Origin of the sequence: Amorphoplanes friuliensis DSM 7358 (assembly GCF_000494755.1) — a bacterium.
Classification (GTDB): domain Bacteria; phylum Actinomycetota; class Actinomycetes; order Mycobacteriales; family Micromonosporaceae; genus Actinoplanes; species Actinoplanes friuliensis.
Map to the genome: position 1 here is coordinate 3,736,334 of NC_022657.1, position 18,396 is coordinate 3,754,729.

15 protein-coding genes and 1 pseudogene are annotated in these 18,396 nt (G+C 73.9%); 10 read left to right on the plus strand and 6 right to left on the minus strand.

Features of this window, described 5'->3' with window-relative positions; genetic code table 11:
• Genes AFR_RS17430 through AFR_RS17445 form a run of 4 tightly spaced genes read left to right on the plus strand, consistent with a single transcriptional unit; the run spans position 1 to position 4,861 of the window.
• The gene (locus AFR_RS17430; RefSeq protein ID WP_023361948.1) at positions 1-3,099 is read left to right on the plus strand and encodes an AfsR/SARP family transcriptional regulator; all 3,099 of its coding nucleotides are present in this window, start codon (positions 1-3) and stop codon (positions 3,097-3,099) included.
• Positions 3,096-3,530 carry a hypothetical protein gene (locus AFR_RS17435; RefSeq protein ID WP_023361950.1) on the plus strand — a complete coding sequence of 145 codons (435 nt, stop codon included), beginning with the start codon at positions 3,096-3,098 and terminating at the stop codon, positions 3,528-3,530. Before AFR_RS17430 ends, AFR_RS17435 begins: the two co-directional genes overlap by 4 nt.
• 46 nt (positions 3,531-3,576) lie before the next feature.
• Positions 3,577-3,894: an STAS domain-containing protein gene (locus AFR_RS17440; RefSeq protein WP_023361952.1), complete on the plus strand. Its 318-nt coding sequence runs from the start codon at positions 3,577-3,579 to the stop codon at positions 3,892-3,894.
• Between the two features lie 4 nt (positions 3,895-3,898).
• Positions 3,899-4,861, plus strand: coding sequence for an AraC family transcriptional regulator (locus AFR_RS17445; protein ID WP_023361954.1), 963 nt, complete (start codon positions 3,899-3,901; stop codon positions 4,859-4,861).
• A gap of 1 nt (position 4,862) precedes the next feature.
• Here AFR_RS17445 and AFR_RS17450 read toward each other — a convergent pair.
• From AFR_RS17450 to AFR_RS47455, 4 genes and pseudogenes are all read right to left on the minus strand, one after another.
• Positions 4,863-6,049 (minus strand): annotated as a pseudogene (locus tag AFR_RS17450) (ABC transporter permease).
• The gene (locus AFR_RS17455; protein WP_084298391.1) at positions 6,046-6,693 is read right to left on the minus strand and encodes an ABC transporter ATP-binding protein; all 648 of its coding nucleotides are present in this window, start codon (positions 6,691-6,693) and stop codon (positions 6,046-6,048) included. Before AFR_RS17455 ends, AFR_RS17450 begins: the two are co-directional and overlap by 4 nt.
• 5 nt (positions 6,694-6,698) lie before the next feature.
• Positions 6,699-7,736 carry a peptidoglycan-binding protein gene (locus AFR_RS17460; protein WP_023361960.1) on the minus strand — a complete coding sequence of 346 codons (1,038 nt, stop codon included), beginning with the start codon at positions 7,734-7,736 and terminating at the stop codon, positions 6,699-6,701.
• Positions 7,733-8,281, minus strand: coding sequence for a hypothetical protein (locus AFR_RS47455; protein WP_023361962.1), 549 nt, complete (start codon positions 8,279-8,281; stop codon positions 7,733-7,735). The genes AFR_RS17460 and AFR_RS47455 overlap by 4 nt, the downstream gene beginning before the upstream one ends.
• A gap of 105 nt (positions 8,282-8,386) precedes the next feature.
• On the opposite strand from AFR_RS47455, the gene AFR_RS17470 reads away from it, so the two are divergent.
• From AFR_RS17470 to AFR_RS17480, 3 genes are read left to right on the plus strand one after another with little or no spacing between them, the layout of a single operon-like run.
• Entirely contained in the window at positions 8,387-9,043 is a 657-nt protein-coding gene (locus AFR_RS17470; protein ID WP_023361964.1) for a response regulator transcription factor, read from the plus strand.
• Positions 9,040-10,233 carry a sensor histidine kinase gene (locus tag AFR_RS17475; RefSeq protein ID WP_023361966.1) on the plus strand — a complete coding sequence of 398 codons (1,194 nt, stop codon included), beginning with the start codon at positions 9,040-9,042 and terminating at the stop codon, positions 10,231-10,233. Before AFR_RS17470 ends, AFR_RS17475 begins: the two co-directional genes overlap by 4 nt.
• A gap of 50 nt (positions 10,234-10,283) precedes the next feature.
• Positions 10,284-12,581, plus strand: a complete 2,298-nt coding sequence (locus AFR_RS17480; protein WP_023361968.1) for a putative bifunctional diguanylate cyclase/phosphodiesterase — start codon at positions 10,284-10,286, stop codon at positions 12,579-12,581.
• On the opposite strand, the gene AFR_RS17485 is transcribed toward AFR_RS17480, so the two are convergent.
• Both AFR_RS17485 and AFR_RS17490 read right to left on the minus strand, forming a co-directional pair.
• Complete coding sequence (locus AFR_RS17485; RefSeq protein ID WP_023361970.1) at positions 12,533-13,669, minus strand: glycosyltransferase; 1,137 nt, start codon at positions 13,667-13,669, stop codon at positions 12,533-12,535. The two genes, AFR_RS17480 and AFR_RS17485, sit on opposite strands and share 49 nt — an antisense overlap.
• Positions 13,666-14,652, minus strand: coding sequence for a glucosyl-3-phosphoglycerate synthase (locus AFR_RS17490; RefSeq protein ID WP_238547293.1), 987 nt, complete (start codon positions 14,650-14,652; stop codon positions 13,666-13,668). Before AFR_RS17490 ends, AFR_RS17485 begins: the two co-directional genes overlap by 4 nt.
• Positions 14,653-14,865: 213 nt before the next feature.
• Between AFR_RS17490 and AFR_RS17495 the strand changes: the two genes are divergently transcribed.
• The 3 genes from AFR_RS17495 (at position 14,866) to AFR_RS17505 (ending at position 18,387) form a co-directional block, all read left to right on the plus strand.
• On the plus strand, positions 14,866-15,807 hold the full coding sequence (locus tag AFR_RS17495) for a Gfo/Idh/MocA family protein (RefSeq protein ID WP_041840933.1): 942 nt from the start codon (positions 14,866-14,868) through the stop codon (positions 15,805-15,807).
• On the plus strand, positions 15,800-16,876 hold the full coding sequence (locus AFR_RS17500; protein ID WP_023361976.1) for a zinc-dependent alcohol dehydrogenase: 1,077 nt from the start codon (positions 15,800-15,802) through the stop codon (positions 16,874-16,876). The genes AFR_RS17495 and AFR_RS17500 overlap by 8 nt, the downstream gene beginning before the upstream one ends.
• A gap of 62 nt (positions 16,877-16,938) precedes the next feature.
• Positions 16,939-18,387: a GGDEF domain-containing protein gene (locus AFR_RS17505; protein WP_023361978.1), complete on the plus strand. Its 1,449-nt coding sequence runs from the start codon at positions 16,939-16,941 to the stop codon at positions 18,385-18,387.
• The last annotated feature ends 9 nt before the right edge of the window (positions 18,388-18,396 follow it).

Below are 18,396 nucleotides of genomic sequence, written 5' to 3' on the forward strand. Positions count from 1 at the left end.
GTGGAGTTCGGGGTGCTCGGGCCGCTCGCCGTCACGACCGGTGCCGGTGAGCCGGTGGTGGTGCCCGGGGTCAAGGTGCGGGTGCTGCTGGCGGACCTGCTCGCGCACCGCAACCAGGTGGTGTCGGCCGACCGGCTGATCGAGGACTTGTGGGGCGACGATGCTCCGGCCAACCCCGCGGGCGCCCTCCAGGTGCGCGTCTCGCAGCTGCGCAAGGCCCTCAACGACGCCGAGCCCGGTGCCCGCGACCTGATCGAGTCCCGGCCACCGGGCTACGTGCTGCGGACCGCCGCGGTGGACGCCGATCGCTTCGCCGAGCTCGCGAGCGCGACCGACACCGGGCGGCTCCTTGCGGCCCTGGCCCTGTGGCGCGGTGACGCCTACGCCGACATGGCGGACGAGGAGTTCGTGCGGGCCGAGGCCCTGCGACTGGCCGAGCAGCGGCTCGCCGTCCACGAGCGGCTCGCCGAGGCCCGCCTGGCCGCGGGTGAGCACGATCTGGTCGCCGCCGAGCTGGCGGAGCTGGTCGCCCGGCATCCGCTGCGCGAGGGCCTGCGCGCCCTGCACCTGCGAGCCCTGTACGCCGCCGGCCGCCAGTCCGAGGCCCTCGACAGCTACACCGACCTGCGCGCCCGCCTCGCCGACGAGCTCGGCCTTGATCCCGGCCCGGAGCTGACCGCGCTGCACCGCAGGATCCTCGAACAGGACACCGGGCTGGCCGCCGCGCCCCGGACCGCGATCGTGCGCAACAGCCTGCCGGCGCGGCTCGACGACCTGGTCGGACGGGCCGAGGCCCTGGCCGGGCTGCGCACCCTGCTCCCGGAGCGGCGGCTGGTCACACTGATCGGCCCCGGCGGAGTCGGCAAGACCCGGCTGGCGACGGAGGCCGCGCGGGAGCGCACGGTCCCGGACGGCGTGCACCTTATCGAGCTCGCTCCGCTCCCGGCCGGCGACCCGGGCATCGCCGAGCTGGTGCTCGGGGCACTCGACCTGCGCGAGTCCGCGGGGACCGGCCTGTCCGCGACCGACCGCCTGTGCACCGCGCTCGGGCAGCGGCAGCTCCTGCTGGTGCTGGACAACTGCGAGCACGTGGTCGAAGCCGTGGCCGGTCTGGTCGCCCGGTTGCTGCGCGAGGCTCCCGGCGTCAGCGTGCTGGCCACCAGCCGTGAACCCCTCGGGCTCACGGGCGAGTTCCTCTGGGAGGTGCCGCCGCTGGCCGTACCGGAGGACGACCGTGACCCCGACGCTGTCCGGCGGTCGGCCGCGGCCCGGCTCTTCGCCGTGCGGGCGGCCGCGCAGCAGCGAGGTTTCCGGCTGGACGACCGGACCGCGCCGGTGGTGGCCCAGCTCGTCCGCCGCCTCGACGGACTGCCGCTGGCCCTCGAACTCGCCGCGACCCGGGTCCGCGCGCTCGGTGTCCAGGGGGTCGTGGACCGCCTCGACGACCGGTTCCGGCTGCTCAGCACCACCCAGCGTGACGTCGCGCCGCGGCAGCGCACCCTGACCGCGGTGATCGGCTGGAGCTGGGATCTCCTCGACGACACCGAACGCCTCGTGCTGGCCCGGCTCGCGGTCTTCAGCGACGGTTGCACGCCCGAGGCCGCCGAGGAGGTCTGCGGCACCGACCTCGACGTCCTCGCCCGGCTGGTCGACCGTTCGCTGGTGGTCCTCGACGACACCGGCGCCCGTCCCCGCTACCGGCTGCTCGAGTCCGTGGCGGCGTTCTGCCTCGAACGGCTCACCGGGGCCGACGACGTCCGGGCCCGGCACGCGGCCTTCTTCACCGCGCTGGCCGAGACGGCCGATCCGCAGCTGCGCGGCGCCGGCCAGCAGGAGTGGCTGGCCCGCCTCGACGCGGAGACGGCGAACCTCCGGACGGCCCTGGTCCGCGGCGGCCTGCGTCTCGCCCTCGCGCTGAGCTGGTACTGGTTCCTGCGCGGGCGGCTCACCGAGGCCCGCCGGGCCCTGGCGGCCGCAGGCGACCCCGCCGACGAGATCCGCGCCGCGCCCTGGCGACTCGGCTTCGCCCTGCGGCAGGGTGCCCCGGTCGTACCGGACGAGGTCCGGGCCGCGGTGGCGGGCCGCACCGACGGCCCGGCCACGTGGTTCGTCGCCTCCGCGGTTCTCGACCGTGGCGACGTGACCCTGGCCGCAGCGCTGCTGCCGGACACCTTCGTCGACAGTTGGACCGAGGCCGCGGTCCTCAGTTCCCGCGCGATGCTCGCGCACGCCGCCGGCGACCTCGAAGCCCTGGAACGCGCGGGCACCCGCAGCGCCGCCCTCTTCGCCGGGCTGGGCGACCGCTGGGGCCGCCTGCAGGCGAACGGGTGGCTCGGCGGGCTCGCCGAGATGCGCGGCGAGCTCGAACGCGCGGCCGCCCTGCACCGCGAAGGACTGCGGTGGGCGCAGGAGCTGTCGCTGTGGCCCGAGGCCGGCAGCACCCTGTCCTGGCTGGCCTGGTTGGCGGTGCAGACCCGTGACTACCCGGCGGGCCGCGAGCTGGCCGAACGCGCGTACCGGCTGGCCGTCGAGCAGGGCGCGCCGACCGCCGTGGTCTTCGCGGAGCTGAGCCTCGGCATCGCCGCCCGGCGCGAGGGCAAGCTCGACGTCGCCGTGACCCACCTGACGAACCTCGCCGACCAGGGCCGCAGCGAGTCGCAACCGGCGCTCTACCTGCCGATGGTCCTGGTCGAGTTGGGCTATGCGGCCGAGCAGAGCGGCGACCCGGAGGCGGCCCTGGCGCTGCACGCCGAGGCGTACGCGGCCGCCGAGGCGATGGGCGCCCCGCGCGACACCATCAGCACCCTGGAGGGGATGGCGTCGGCGTGGCCGGGGCCGAGCCGGAGGTCGCACGCCCGGCTGCTCGGTGCCGCGGCCGCCGCTCGCGAGACCGCCGGGGCCCCGGCCGCCCCGGCCGAACGCGACGAGCTCGAGCGGGTCGGCGACCGCCTCACCGCCGTTCTCGGCCGTGCGGGCTTCGACGCGCTGGCCGCCGCCGGACGGGAGCTGAGCGTCGCGGAGGCCCGGGCCCTGGTCCGGTCGCCGACGTCCGGCCCGGGGCGTTTGACGATGTCACCCGGGGGTAGCGCTGCGTCATGACTGATCATGTCCTGCTCCGCGCGGCCGTGCTCGGCGCCGCCGCCGGTGCCCGCAGCGCGACCCCGCTCGCCGCTCTGGCCCAGCGCAGGGGAGGACCGGTCCGGATCCTCGCGACCCTGGCGGCGGCGGGTGAGCTCGTCGTCGACAAGCTGCCGGGTACGCCGAGCCGGCTCGAACCGGGACCGCTGGGTGGCCGTATCGTGCTCGGTGCGCTCGCCGGTGCCGTCCTCGCGCGCCGGGCGGGCGCCGGTGTGGTCGCACCCGCGCTGATCGCGGCGGTGGCGGCTGTCGCCGCGAGCCACGCCGGCGCGTCGTGGCGGGCGTACGCCTCCCGGAGCGGCTTCGGCACTCCGGGAGCCCTGGCCGAGGATGCCGCGGCTGTCATCGCGGCGTCGATAGCCGCCGAAGGTGCCCTCGTTCACTCGTCCTGACGCAGATCTTTGCCATAGGGCAACGAGTTGCGTAGCCTTCGTCGCGATGCGGACACTCCTGGCGATCACCGAGCAGCCCGGCCCCGCCGGTGCCCTCGTGCTGAGCGCGACCGGTGAGCTCGACGGCCAGACGGGCGTCGACCTGGGCCGCAGCGTCGGGACGGCCGCACGCCGTCCCGAGGTCCGCGAGATCATCCTGCTGCTCACCGCGGTGACCTTTCTGGACGCCGGCGGCCTCACCGCGCTGATCGGCTGCCGCTCGGCCACCGCGGCACTGGACGTGCGGTTCCGCGTACGGGATGCTCGCGGGGTGGTGAGCCGGGTTCTCGACATCACGGGGCCGTGGCCCTGGGCCGCCGGCTGACCCGGTGCGCACCGTCCATCTGAACTCCTCGGACCTCGACCAGGCGCGCGGCATGCTGGCCGAGCACTTCTACCCGAACGTCATCGACGGGCTCTCGCCCGGCGCCCTGCCGGCGGTCGACTTCGAGATCACCCGCGCCGGTCTCTTCACGATCGGCGACCTGCGGTTCGGCACCGACGTCCGCCTCCGGTTCGGTGAGCTCGGCGCCTACCACGTCGATCTGCCGTCGGGTGGTGACCTGCTGTGGCGTCAGGGTCGGCGGGAGCCGATCCTCGCCACCCCGCGCAGCGCCGCCGTGTTCTCACCGGACGGTGACACCACCCTCGACCGGTGGGACGCGGCCACCCGGGTCCTGGCGATCAAGATCGAACGTCCGGTCCTCGAGGCCGAGCTGGAGCGGATGCTCGACGCGCCGGTGACCACACCGCTGCGGCTGAGTCCCGAGCTCGACGTGTCCCGCGGCGCCGGCGCGACCTGGCTGCGGCTCGCCCACCTGATCGCCGCCGACGCCGCGCAGCCGGAAGGTCTCACCGGCCACCCGGTGCTGGGCCGCCGGCTCCGGGAGAGCCTGGTCGCCGGTCTGCTCCTGGCCGTGCCCCACAACTACCGTGACCGGCTGGAGCGGCGGCGCACGACCCTGGCGACACCCCGCGCCGTGCAGCGTGCGATCGAGGTCATCCGGGCCGATCCGGCCCGCCCGTTCACCGTCGCCGACCTCGCGGCCGCTGCCGGGGTGAGCGCCCGGTCGCTGCAGGACAGCTTCCAGCGGCACCTGTCGACGTCGCCGATGGCGTACCTCCGCGACGTCCGCCTGGCCTGGGTCCACGACGAGTTGCGCCGTGCCGACCCGGGCCGGACGACCGTCACGGAGGTCGCCTACAGCTGCGGCTTCCTGCACCTCGGGCGGTTCGCGGGGCTGTACCGCAGCCGGTACGGCGTACCGCCGTCGGCGACGTTGCGGGACTGACTCACCGCGCGAGGGCCTCGGTCGGGGAGAGCCGCGCCGCGCGCAGTGCCGGATAGAGACCGGCCAGGGCGCCGACCACCAGCGTCGCCGTGAAACCACCGGCGAGCGCCCACAGCGGGACAGCCACCGGCCACGACCGCCACCACGACCAGCCCGCGGTGGCCAGCACGCCGCAGAGCACACCGGCACCGCCGCCCAGGGCCGAGAGCAGCAGCGACTCCATCAGGAACTGCACACTGACCTGGCCTCCGGTCGCACCCAGGGCCCGCCGCAGACCGATCTCCGAGCGTCGTTCCAGGACGGAGATCACCATCGTGTTCGCCACGCCGACCCCGCCGACCAGCAGGGCGACCGCGCCCAGGCCGAGCAGCAGGCCGTTCAGCGCCGCGTCGGTGGCCCGGGCCGCGGCCAGGGCGTCGGACGGGCGGGAGACCTGGACCTCGTTGGGCGCCTGCGGGTTGACCGTCGCGGCCAGCACCTGGCGGACCTCCTCGACGGACTGCTCGACCGACCGCGTGTAGACGGTGGTCGGCGAGCCGTCGAAGTCCAGCAGCCGCGCGGCGGTGGTCCAGCCCACCAGGGCGGCCGAGTCCAGCTCGGGCGCCAGCGGCACCGGGGCCAGGATGCCTGCCACGGAGAACCAGAGACCGCCCAGCCACACCCGCGGGCCCGGCGCCCCGGGATGCCCAGCCGGCGGGCGGCCGTGTCGCCGAGCACCACGACCGGGCCGTCCACGGTGGCGTCGAGCCAGCGGCCCTGCGCGGTCCGGGCGCCGACCGTACCGGGCAGGTCCGGCCGGGCGGCGAGGACCGCGATGCTGCCCGTCTCGCCCTCGGGGATCCGCTCGGTGCGGTAGACCTTCGCGGCCAGGCGCGCGATGGCGCTGACCGAGCGGACCGGGCCGATGCGCCCGACCATGGCCAGGGACTCGGCGGGCAGGTCGGCGTCCGCACCGGAGAACGTCCGGCCCGGCGCGACGGTGAGCAGGTTGGTGCCCAGCGCCGCGAGGGTCCGGTCCAGACCGGCACGGCTCGACGCGGAGATGCCGATGACCGCGAGCATCGCCGCGATGCCGATGGCGATGCCCGCCGCCGACAGCACCATGCGCAGCGGCCTGGCCCGCAGGCCCGCCGCCCCCAGGCGCAGCACGTCGGCACCGGCGAGCCGCGCCGGACGCAGGGAACTCATGGCGCCACCAGCTTTCCGTCGCGCAGCTCGACCCGCCGGGGCAGCGCCTCCGCGATGTCCCGGTCGTGCGTGATGACCACGACCGTGGTGCCGGCCGCGTGCAGGTCGTGCAGCAGCCGCATCACGACCGCCCCGGCCGCCGAGTCGAGATTGCCGGTCGGCTCGTCGGCCAGGAGCAGCGCCGGTTCCCCGACGACCGCGCGGGCGATCGCCACCCGTTGCCGCTCGCCGCCGGACAGCTCGTGGGGACGGTGATGGGCCCGGTGCCGCAGGCCCACCCGGTCGAGGGCCTGCGCCGCGCGGACGCGCCGCTGCCGCCGCCGCACCCCGGTGTAGAGCAGGCCGTCGGCCACGTTGTCCATTGCGGACACCCCGGCGGCCAGGTGGAACTGCTGGAACACAAAGCCGATCGTCCGGGCCCGCAACGCCGACAGGGCCCGGTCGGGGAGAGCCGCCACATCGTGCCCGGCGATGCGGACGATGCCCGTCGACGGCCGGTCCAGCGCGCCGAGCAGGTGCAGCATCGTCGACTTGCCCGACCCCGAGGGGCCCACGACACCGACGAGCTCACCCGGGCCGACCTCCAGCGACACCCCGGCGAGGGCGGTGACACCACCCGGGTACACCTTGCCGGCGCCGGTCATCGTGATCACGAGGGCATCCCCACGGTCAGGCCCTCGGTCAGGCCGTCGGCGCGTACCTCGGCGCGGCCGTCGGCGAACAGGCCGACCTCGACCGGGAGGTAGCGGGTGGTGCCGTCGGCGACCACCTCGAGCCCGTACCCGCCCTCGGCCAGGGCCAGCAGTGCGGCGACCGGGACGGTGAGCACGTCCTTGCGCTGCTCGCCGGTGTGGGTCACGTCGACCGGCGCCTCCCGCAGCCGGCCCGGCGCCCGGCCGGCGAGCGAGATCGTGACCGGCACCGTGGGGGTCTCACCCTCCTTCGGGTCGGCCTTCGTCCCGACGAAGGTCACCTGGCCGGCGATCTTCTTGCCGTCCGGCAGAGCGATGCTGACGCGGGCGCCCTCCCGGGCCCAGTCCGCGGCGTCCGCGTCGACGTCGGCGGTGACCACCGAGGCCGCCCCGGTGCCCGAGAACACCTCGCCCGTCGCCGGGGCGCCGAGTCGGACGGTCAGCTTCGCCACCCGGATCGCGCCGTTGGCCACCACCGCCCAGGCCGGGTCGACCGTGCCCGTCTCGCGCAGGCCCAGCTTCTTCTGCCAGCGGCGGACGGCCTTCGCGGTGAGAGCAGTGAACTCGTCGTCGACGGTGAAGCCGTCGTAGCCGAGCTTGTGCAGGTTGCGTTCCAGCTGCTCGACGTCCGGCCCCTCGGCGCCCGTGGAGAGCTGCCGGTACATCGGCAGGATGCCGAAGAGCAGGACCACCGGCCGGTCGTCGGCCCGCAGCAGGGTGCCGCCGCGCCTGACGACCGCACCGGCCTTCGGCAGCCAGGTGACGGTGCCGGTGGCCTTCGAGACGACCGGTACGGGTGTGCCGAAGCCCAGCTCGCCGTCGACGGTGACGGAGGTGGCGAGGGTCTGCCGGGTCACCGTGGTCGTCGCCGGGGGCAGGTCGGCTGCAGGCGTACCGGAGGACCGGTCGTCGAGGGTGACGGCGACCGCGGCCGCACCGCCCAGGGCGAGGGCCGCCGCGGCCGCGACCGCGACGGTCCTCGCGCGGCGGCTCATTTGACCGCCGTGATGCCCGGCAGGGCGTCCGGCCCGACACCCCGGCACTTCTCCGTCGCCTTGCCCAGCTTGGAGTTGTCGCCGAGGTCTTCGGTCATCGCGAAGGCGCCGGTCTCGGGGTCCGGGTCCGGGAACTCCGGTACGCCGTTCTCCCGCATGCACCGCGAGAGATCCCGCGCCTTGGTGAGGTCCTCGGCCGACAGCTTCGGCGGCTCGCCACCGGCCGGGAGCAGGTCGCGGCACTTCTCCATCGCGGCGTCCATCTTCTTCGCGCCGGGCGAGCCCTCCGAGCCGGCCGCCTGCGCCGGGACAGCGATCATCCCGTCGGAGCGGGGGTCCGGCAGCTCGATCCCCGCCGCCCGCATGCACTTCACGAACTCCCGCGCCTTCTGCGTGTCGTCGGCCGGCGGGGCCGAGGCCGGGGCGCTGCCGTCCCGGCCGGCCGACGCCACCCGCGGCCTGTCCTCGGCCGCACCACACCCACCCAGCACCGGTACGAGCATCATCGGTACCGCCATCAGCCACAATTTCTGTCCGCGTGTCATCACGGCTCCTCTCGGTCGGCCGCAACCACACCGCAGGGGCCGTAGGACGGGCATCAGCGCCGGCGCTTACAGCAGTCTTATAGGTGGGCCGGTCACCATGCACGGATGCGGATACTGATCGCCGAGGACGAGGTCGTGCTGGCCGACGCCATCGCGGAAGGGCTGCGGCTGCAGTCACTGGCCGTGGACACGGTCTACGACGGCGAGACCGCCCTGCAGCGGCTGGCGGTCAACGAGTACGACGTCCTGGTGCTGGACCGGGACCTGCCCCGGGTGCACGGCGACGACGTGTGCCGCTCGGTGGCCGGCTCCGGCGGTGACGTACGCGTGCTGATGCTGACCGCGGCCGGCGAGCTCCACGACCGGGTCCACGGGCTCGGCCTGGGCGCCGACGACTACCTGCCCAAGCCGTTCGCCTTCGCCGAGCTGCTGGCCCGGATCCGGGCGCTGGGCCGCCGGGCCCGGCCGGCGGCGCCGCCGGTGCTGCACCGCGCCGGTCTGCGGCTCGACACCGCCCGCCGGGAGGTCTTCCGCGACGGGCAGTACGTCGGCGTCTCCCGCAAGGAGTTCGCGGTGCTGGAGGAGCTGCTGCGGGCCGACGGGGCGGTGGTGAGCACCGAACAGCTGCTGGAACGCGCCTGGGACGAGCACACCGACCCGTTCACGAACGTCGTCCGGGTGACCGTGATGACACTGCGCCGCAAGCTCGGCCCGCCGCAGGTCGTCGAGACCGTGACCGGAGTGGGGTATCAGATCCCGTGACGACCCACCGGTGGACCGTCCGGGTCCGGCTGACTGCCCTCTACAGCGTGTTGTTCCTGGTCGCGGGGGCAGCCCTGCTGACGATCACCTACTTCCTGCTGGCCCGCGCGCTGACCTCGCAGCAGGTCGACCAGACGCTGGTGGTCGCCGGTTCGTCCTCGGCCGTGGTCGCCGCCCGCGCGGTGCCGGCGAACTCGGGGCTCGACCTGACCGCACTGCCCACGGGGCTCACCGCCGAGGAGCAGGAGGAGGCGGAGAGCCGGTGGCAGCTCGCCCAGAAGCTCCAGCAGGAGTTCCGCGCCGACACGCTCGGCTCGCTGGTGCAGCAGGGTGTCATCGCGCTGGTCGCCGTGGCGGTGGCCGGTACCTCGCTGGCCTGGCTCGCCGCCGGGCGTACGCTGCGGCCCCTGCAGCACATCACCGCGACCGCGCGCCGGATCGCCGAGCGCAACCTGCACGAGCGGATCGGTCTGACCGGGCCCCGCGACGAGTTGCGGCGGCTCGCGGACACCTTCGACGACATGCTGGCCCGCCTCGACGCCGCCTTCGCCGCCCAGCGTCGTTTTGCCGCCAACGCCTCCCACGAGCTGCGGACACCGCTGGCCATCAACCGCACCCTGATCGAGGTGGCGCTGAGCCGGCCGCACCCGTCGGCGGAGGTCCGTCAGCTGGGGGAGACGATGCTGGCCGTCAACGCCCGGCACGAGGCGCTGATCGACGGGCTGCTCCTGCTGGCCCGGTCGGACCAGGAGATCACCGATCCGGTGCCGGTGGATCTCACCGAGATCGTCACCCGGCTCGTCCGCGCGGCCCGCCCGGAGGCGGCGGCGGCCGGGGTGGAGCTGACGCTGACCGCCCGGGCGGCGCCGACCTCGGGCGATCCGGTGCTCCTGGAACGACTGGTGCAGAACCTCCTCCAGAACGCCGTCACCTACAACGTCAGCCCCGGCAGCGTCGAGGTCACCTGCGGACCGGGCCGGCTCGTGGTCACCAACACCGGTCCGCCCATCGCCGGGTACGAGGTCGACCGGCTGTTCGAGCCGTTCCAGCGGCTGACCGACCGGGTCGGCTCGGCCCGCGGCACCGGGCTCGGCCTGTCGATCGTGCGGACCGTCGCCCGCGCCCACGGCGGCGACGTCACCGCGGAACCGGGCCCGGCGGGAGGCCTTCGCGTCACCGTGACTGTCTGACCTTTGGGAAAATCCCGCGCCCGGACCCCGTCAGCGGGAAACCTGTACGGATGAGGCACGCGTGGCGCCGGCTGCTGATCGGCGGGCTGCCCGTCGTGCTGGCCGCACCGTGGCTGGGCGAGGCGGGTGAACAACTCGCCTACGCCCTGGTGGCTGCGGCTGCCGTGGTGGCGGTGGTCGCCGGTGTGCGCGCGTACCGGCCGGCCCGTCCGTGGTCGTGGTGGTTGCTCGCCGCCGGACCGGCCGCCGGCGGGCTGAGCTGTCTGGTCTGGGGGATCGGGTTCCTCGCCGGTGCCGACCTCACGGACGTTCCCGTGCTCACGATCGTCTACTTAGCCATGTACCTGTTCTTCGCCGCCGGGATCGTCGCGGTGACCCCGGCCGGCCAGGGCTCGGCGCTGTCCGGCCTGGCCGAGGCCGGCATCGCCGCGTGCACCGCCGCCGTCGTGGTCTGGGTCTTCCTGCTGGACCCGTTCGTCAACGACCGCGGCGGGTGGGCGAGCGGCGGCGAGATCGTCGTGTACCCGCTGGTGGATCTCCTGGTGCTCGCCGCCGCGGTCCGGCTGGTCGTGTCCGCGGGCGTGCGGACCCGATCGCACACGTTCCTGCTGCTGGCGGCAGCTGCCCTGGTGTCGGCCGACGTCGTCTACTTCCTCTCCGTCGTCGCCGGCGGATCGTGGTCCGGCACCGGCGTCAGCGTGGCCGGCTGGCTGCTGTTCCACCTGCTGACCGGGGCCGCGGCGGTGCATCCCTCGATGGCGGACGCGCCGGGCAGCCGCCGGTCCTCCGCCGGCCGCTGGACCACCGGCGTCTACCTGGTCGTTGTCCTCGTCGGCCCGGCGATCACGGCGTACGCGTTCCTGAAGGATCTGCGCGAGGGTGAGTTCGACGCCGGTGACATCGTCGTCCCGCTCACGGCCACCGCCATCATCGCGGTGCTGCTGGTGATCAGGCTGTCCCATGCTGGTGCCCTGGTCGCCCGGCGCGCCACCGAGCTGCAGGTGGCTCTGGAGGAGCAGGCGGCCCTGCAGCGCAGGATGAGCCACCTGGCACTGCACGACGCCCTGACCGGGCTGCCGAACCGCCTCTCGCTGGAGCAGCGGATCGATGCGGCCGTACGCGACGGCGAGCCCGCCACGCTGCTGATGCTGGACCTGGACGGCTTCAAGCACGTCAACGACAGTTTCGGCCACCCCGTCGGCGACGCGCTGCTGTCCGGGGTGGCGTCACGCCTGCGGACGTCGCTGGACGAGCGGGTGCTGGTGGCCCGGCTCGGCGGCGACGAGTTCGCGGTGCTGCTGACCGAGGATGATCAGTCCGGGGTGACCGAGAGCTGCGGGACCGTCCTGGACGCGTTGCGCCGCCCGGTCGAGGTGCGTGACCACCGGCTGTACGTGACGGCCAGCATCGGTGTGCGCCGCCTCGACCCGGGGGCGACCGCCTCGGAGGCGCTCAGCGATGCCGACATGGCGCTGCACGCGGCCAAGGCGGCCGGCAAGGACCGCGCGGTCAGCTACGACACCCGGCTCCGCGACCAGCAGCAGACCAGGATCGCGGTCGTCGAACGGCTGCGCGGCGCCCTGGGCACCGACGAGTTCGCCGTGCACTACCAGCCGATCCTCTCCTTCGGCACCGGCGGTTTCGACGCGGTCGAGGCGCTGGTGCGCTGGCGCCCGCCGGGTGAGGCCCCGATCTTCCCGGACAGTTTCATCCCGGCGGCCGAGGACAGCGGTCTGATCGTGCGGCTGGGGGAGTGGGTGCTGCGCCGCGCCTGCCGCGACGCGGCCGTCTGGCACGAGCGGCACGGCACGAAGGTCACCGTCAACGTCTCACCGCGCCAGTTGCGGGAGCCCGATTTTGCCGCCAAGGTCGCCCGGGCGCTGCGGGACACGGGTCTGCCGGCACCGGCCCTCATCCTCGAGATCACCGAGGGCGTGCTGGTCAGCACCGGCGACCACGCCTCGCAGAGCCTGGCCCACCTCACCGAGCTGCGAGCGGCGGGCGTCGGGGTGGCCGTCGACGACTTCGGCACCGGTTACTCGTCGCTGGCCTACCTCCGCGACCTGCCGATCGACATCCTGAAGATCGACAAGTCGTTCCTCCCGGTCGGGGAGGACGCGGAGGCGGGCCAGCGGACCGCCCTGGTCCGCACCATCGTCGGCATGGCGCACGACCTCGGCCTGACCACCGTGGCCGAGGGTGTCGAGACACCGGAGCAGGCGGCGTTGCTGATCAGCCTCGGCTGCGACAAGGGTCAGGGCTACCTGTACGCCCGTCCCGCACCGGCGGCCGAAACCGATCAGCTTCTCTCCGTACTCCCCGCGGCCAGGCTCCGGACCTTCTCGTAGAGCTCGAGGTAACCGGCGGCCATCACCGCCGGGGTGAACCGGCGGGCCGCCTCCGCCCGGCACTCGGCTTCCTCGATCTTGTCGACGGCCTGGACCAGGTCGCCGAGCTCCGCCTCGTCCGTGGTGAGCAGGCCGGTCCGGCCGTGCTCGATCAGCTCGGGCAGGCAGCCGCGGGCGATGCCGACCACCGGGGTGCCCAGCGCGAGGGACTCCACGACCGCCGTGCCGCCGGGCTCGTTCCAGCGCAGCGGGAACAACGTCGCCCGGGCGCCGGCCACGAGCTGGTCGCGGTCCTCGCCGGTGACCGTGCCGATCCAGCGCACCCGGTCACCGTCGACGTGCGGGGCGACGTGCTCGCGCCAGAACCGCACGTCGGGGTTCTGCTGGTCCGCCGCGGCCAGGTCCTCCGGCCGGTGGTACGGCCCGACCGGACCGGCCAGCACGAGGTCGAAGCCGGCCTCGTGGGCCAGCCGGGCGGCGAGATCCTGACCCTTGCCGGGGTTGATCCGGCCGAGCACCACCACGGAACCGTCCTTGACGACCGGTGCGCGGCGGTCCGCGCCGACGGCCAGCGGTGTCGCCAGGTGGACGTGGCCGACCGAACCGGCCTGCAGCGCCGCGGGGGCGTGTGTCAGCTGGTCGGCGGAGACGCCGTTGACGCGTACGCGGTCACCGCCGTCGAAGGTGCCGTAGAGCTCGGGGTGCTTCTGCAGATCCCAGTGCAGGGTGTGCAGGGCCGGCGGCCCGTACGCCCCCAGCGCCACGAGGGTCGACAGCCCGGCCGCCTCGACGTGGTCGTGGACCAGGTCGATGTCCCCCTCGGCGAGGCGCCGCACGACGGCGTTCTGGTGCGCCGGGACCACCCCGCAGACCTGGTTGTACGGCCGCTGCAGCACCCCGAACATCCCCTCGGGGAAGACGGAGACCTGTTCCTCGACGGGAAGTGAGCTCTCGCCGACCGTTGCGAGGACCACCTCGACGCCGAGCCGGCGCAGTTCCGGCACGAGGGTGGCGATCACGTTCTCGATGCCGCCGTACCCGTGCGGCGGCACCTGCAGCCACGGCCCGGCGTTGACCAGGACCCTCATGCGGCCGGTACCGCCACCGGGCGGGGCAGCGTCGCCAGTGGCGGCCGCTCCTGCACGCCGATGTCGGTCACCACGATCTCGCGGTCCAGGTGGGGCAGGGCGTCGCCGCCGCGGCGGAACTGTGTCAGCAGCGACGAGGGCGGCATCGGCTCGGTGACCAGGCCACGGCGGTGCAGCCGCGACCAGGCGGTCACCATGATCTGCGCCGACATCCGGCCGAGCGCCTCGGTGTTCTGGTGGCGGTGGAACCGCTCGCCCAGGTCGACCTGGGCGAGGGCGTCGAGGCCCACGAGGTCCAGCAGGTCGATCAGCATCGCGATCTCCACGCCGTACCCGGAGACGAAGGGGATCCGCTCGAGGGTGCGGCGGCGGCCGGCGTACTCACCGGCGAGGGGCTGCACCATGCCCGCGAGGTCGGGCCAGAAGAGGTTGAGCATCGGGCGGGCCGCGAGTTCGGTCACCCGGCCACCACCGTCGGCCTCGACGCCGGTCGTGGAGACCAGGGGCCGGTGGTAGAAGCCCTTGACGAACTCGACGGAGGGATCGGTCAGCAGGGGACCGAGCAGGCCGGTGACGAAGTGGGAGGAGAACTCCCGCAGGTCGCCGTCGACGAAGGCGACGATGTCGCCGGTGCTCGCGGCCAGGCCGGCCCACAGGGCGTCACCCTTGCCGTCCATCCGGGGCAGGCCCCGGGTCACCTCGTCCTGGCTCACCACCCGGGCTCCCGCGGCCTGGGCGACGGCGGCGGTGGTGTCGGTCGAGCGCGAGTCCACCACCAGGATCTCGTCGACCAGGGACACGCGGTCGACCAGCTCGCGCCGGATCGTGGAGACGATCGCGCCGATCGTCGCCTCCTCGTTGCGGGCGGGGATGACCACGCTGACGCGGTCACCCTTCTTGGCGCGCGCGAGTCCCCGTGCGGTCCAGTCCGCGGCGTTGCCGGTGCGATAGGTCGTCCAGGCTTCGACGACGGGCGAGGCCACCGGTGCCACGGTCGTGTTTGAGTGCCCCAAGGCACACCCCCCAAGAGTCACGATCACGAATGGAGATCAACGTTTGCCCGGTGTAGCAGGCGCCAATCCAGCCACCGGGTTACGGCTGCGTGTCCGGGAGGTGCGGGGAAAAGTCACACGTTTCGGCGGTCCGGGCGCGGAGAAGTCCTGGCGCGGTGACACCGATCGAGACGGGGAGACCGCATGGCGGCAACAAGAGTGGGACTGATCGGCGCGGGCGGCGTGGCCCAGCGTCATGCGAGGGTGCTGTCCGGTCTGCCGGACGTGCAGGTGGTGGGCGTGACCGACGTCGTGCCGGAAGCCGCGGAGAAACTCGCCGCGGAGCACGGCACACGAGCGCTGCCCGATGTGGCGGCGTTGCTGGAGTCGGGGCTCGACGCGGCGTACGTGTGCGTTCCGCCGTTTGCGCACGGGCCGGCCGAGCGGGCCGTGATCGCCGCTGGACTACCGCTATTCGTGGAAAAGCCAATAGCGCTCAATTTGGACGATGCGCAAGAAATCAATGGCCTCATCGCCGAGCGTGACCTCCTGACCTCGGTTGGTCATCATTGGCGCTACCTGGCGATCGTCGAGCAGGCCCGGGAATTGCTGGGCGACCGGCCGGTACGCCTCGTCAGCGGCGCCTGGCTCGACAAGGTGCCGCCCGTCGGCTGGTGGCCGCACCGCGACCGCTCCGGCGGTCCGGTCGTCGAGCAGGCCGCCCACGTCCTCGACCTCGCCCGGCACCTCGCCGGAGAGGTCGTCGAGGTGTCCGCGATCGGCAACCCCGCCCCGCCCGTGGACGGCGCCGACGTGGACAGCGCCACGGCCGCGACCCTGCGGTTCGCCGGCGGCGCGGTCGGCACGCTCGCCGCCACCTGCGTCCTCGGCTGGAAGGAACGCGCCGGCCTGGAGGTCTACGCCGACGGCCTGGCCCTGGCGATCACCGAGACGAGCCTGGTCGTCCGGGACGCCGACGGCACCCGCACCTACGAGAGCGACCCCGACTCGGCCCGGGTCGCCGTCGACCGCGCCTTCATCGAGGCGGTCCGCGGCGAGGGCTCCGACATCCGCGTGCCCTACGCCGAGGCCCTGAAGACCCACGCCCTGGCCGTCGCGGTCGCCGAGTCGGTGGCCCATGCGTGACCGCAACCTCGTCGTCACGGCACCCGGCCGGCTGGAGATCGTCGAGGAGGACGTCACCCCCGGGCCGTTCCGCGTCCGTACGCTCTACAGCGGCGTCTCGGCCGGCACCGAGCTGAGCTACGTCAAGGGCACCAACCCGGCGCTGCACGCGGGGTTCGACCCCGTGCTGGGGCTGTTCGGCGGTGAGGCGCCCGACGCGTACCCGGTGACCCGCCTCGGGTACATGGAGGTCGGGCGGGTCGAGGAGAGCAGCACCCCGGCCGTCGCCGACGGGACGGTCGTGGCGATGACGTACGGCCACCGCACCGGGTACACCGGTGATCCACTGGTCGACCGGGTCGTCCCGCTGCCCGCCGGGCTCGACCCGATCCTCGGCATCTACGTCGCGCACATGGGCCCGATCTGCGCCAACGGCCTGTTGCACGCCGCGGCCGATCTGCGCGGCCCGTCCGTCCGGGGTCTGGGCGACGGTGTCGCCGGTCGTCGTGTCGCGGTCACCGGTGCCGGCGTCGTCGGTCTGCTGACCGCTCTGTTCGCCCAGGCGAACGGCGCCGCCTCCGTCGTGGTGCTCGACCCGACGCCCGAGCGGCGCGCGGTCGCGGAGGCGCTCGGGCTGGAGACCCTCGACCCGGAGGCCGGCGATCCGGCGGTGACGCTGAAGACGCGGTGGCGGCACACGGCCGACGACCGTGGCGCCGACGTGGTGTTCCAGTGCCGCGGGCAGGCCTCCGCGCTGCACCTGGCCCTGCGTCTGCTGCGTCCGCAGGGCACGGTCGTGGACCTGGCCTTCTATCAGGGCGGCGCCGACGAGGTACGCCTCGGCGAGGAGTTCCACCACAACGGTCTCGGCGTGCGCTGCGCCCAGATCGGCCGGGTGCCCCGCGGGCTCGCGCCGACCTGGGACCGCGAACGCCTCTCGGCCGAGACGGTGGCGCTGCTCGGCTCCCACGGCGACCTGATCCGCAAGCACCTGATCTCGGCCGTGGTGCCGTTCGCCGAGGCCCCGGCCCTGCTCGACGACCTGGCCGCCCGCCGGCGCCACGAGCTGCAGGTGGTCCTCGAGTTCTGAGTGCTCCCGGGCTGATACCCGGCGGGACCGCTGCTGCTCCCCGCCGGGTGTCTCCTGGGACTGTGCGGACCCACCTCTGGAAGCTGTACGCCCTGGCGGCGCTCCTCGCGATCGTCGCCTATCAGCTGATCCCGGAGACGCCCGCCTGGAAGGTGCCCTGGCAGGTCGGCCTGGGCTGGGCGGCCGCGGCGGCGATCGCGGCCTCCGCCCGCCGCATGAACCGTCACGACCGGTTGCCGTGGTTCCTCTTCGCGGCCGGCATCTTCGCCAACGCCACCGGCATCGCTGTCGCCGAGTTCTGCACCCTGGTGCTGGACCAGACGTCGATGCCCACCCTGGCCGACCCGTTCTTCCTGGGCCTCTACCCGGCCTGCGCCTACGGGCTGGTGCTCATGATCCGGCGGCGGGAGAGCCGGCGGAACACCGCGGCCGTCATCGACTCGGCCATCGTGACCGTCGGTTTCGGTCTGCTCGCCTGGATCTTCGTGATCCAGCCGACGGCGTTCGGTCTGGGCATGACCGCCGCGGCGAAGGCGGTGCAGGTCGGCTACCCGATCGGCGACCTGGTCCTGCTCGCGCTCACTGCCCGGCTGCTGCGTGGTGGCGGTGTCCGCGGCTCGGCGTTCTGGTGGGTCACCGCGTCGCTGACGGCGTTCCTGGTCGGCGACACCTGCTGGGTCGTCCTCGGCAACCTCGACGAGCAGGTGCAGGACATGCTGCTGGTGAACCGGGGGGTGGAGTCGGTGGCGCTGGTCGCGTACTCGCTCTTCGCGGTCGCGGCGCTGCACCCGAGCTCGTCCGGACTCTCGCGCAGCACCGGTGATCAGTCGCGGGGTGTCAGCCCCGCCCTCCTGCTGCTCCTGACGGCGGCGTCGCTGGTCGCCCCGGTCACCCTCATCGCCCAGGCGTACGACGGTTCGGTGACCAACGGCACCGCGATCGGCATCGGCTCGACGGTGCTCTTCCTGCTGGTCGTGGGTCGGATGAGCCAGCTGCTGCGGCAGGTCGAGCGGCAGTCGCGCCTGGTCCGCGAGCTGGCCCGGACCGACGAGCTCACCGGCCTGGCCAACCGCCGGGCCTGGAACGACGAGTTGCCCCGCGCGCTGGAGGTCGCCCGCCGCGACGGTGTGCCCGTCAGCGTCGCCCTGCTCGACCTCGACAACTTCAAGACCTTCAACGACACGTACGGGCACCCGGCCGGCGACCGCCTCCTCAAGGAAGCCTCGGCCGCCTGGCACGGGCAGCTGCGGACGACGGACACCCTGGCCCGCTGGGGTGGCGAGGAGTTCATCGTGCTGCTGCCGGCGGCCGGGCCGGAGCTGGCCACCGAGGCCCTGCACCGGGCGTTGACCGCCACACCGGCGGGCCAGACGTTCTCGGCCGGCGTTGCGGCCTGGGACGGCACGGAGACCTCGGACGAGCTGATCGCCCGTGCCGACAGTGCGCTCTACCGCGCCAAGCACGCGGGCCGTAACCGCGTCCTCACCGCGGAGCCGGCCCTCACCCGCTGAGGGGTTCCC

Coding starts and splice junctions, on each gene's coding strand:
- AFR_RS17440 (WP_023361952.1), top strand. CDS start 3,577: ATGCGGACACTCCTGGCGATCACCGAGCAGCCCGGCCCCGCCGGTGCC.
- AFR_RS17435 (WP_023361950.1), top strand. CDS start 3,096: ATGACTGATCATGTCCTGCTCCGCGCGGCCGTGCTCGGCGCCGCCGCC.
- AFR_RS17500 (WP_023361976.1), top strand. CDS start 15,800: ATGCGTGACCGCAACCTCGTCGTCACGGCACCCGGCCGGCTGGAGATC.
- AFR_RS17495 (WP_041840933.1), top strand. CDS start 14,866: ATGGCGGCAACAAGAGTGGGACTGATCGGCGCGGGCGGCGTGGCCCAG.
- AFR_RS17485 (WP_023361970.1), bottom strand. CDS start 13,669: ATGAGGGTCCTGGTCAACGCCGGGCCGTGGCTGCAGGTGCCGCCGCAC.
- AFR_RS17460 (WP_023361960.1), bottom strand. CDS start 7,736: ATGAGCCGCCGCGCGAGGACCGTCGCGGTCGCGGCCGCGGCGGCCCTC.
- AFR_RS17455 (WP_084298391.1), bottom strand. CDS start 6,693: ATGACCGGCGCCGGCAAGGTGTACCCGGGTGGTGTCACCGCCCTCGCC.
- AFR_RS47455 (WP_023361962.1), bottom strand. CDS start 8,281: ATGACACGCGGACAGAAATTGTGGCTGATGGCGGTACCGATGATGCTC.
- AFR_RS17470 (WP_023361964.1), top strand. CDS start 8,387: ATGCGGATACTGATCGCCGAGGACGAGGTCGTGCTGGCCGACGCCATC.
- AFR_RS17480 (WP_023361968.1), top strand. CDS start 10,284: ATGAGGCACGCGTGGCGCCGGCTGCTGATCGGCGGGCTGCCCGTCGTG.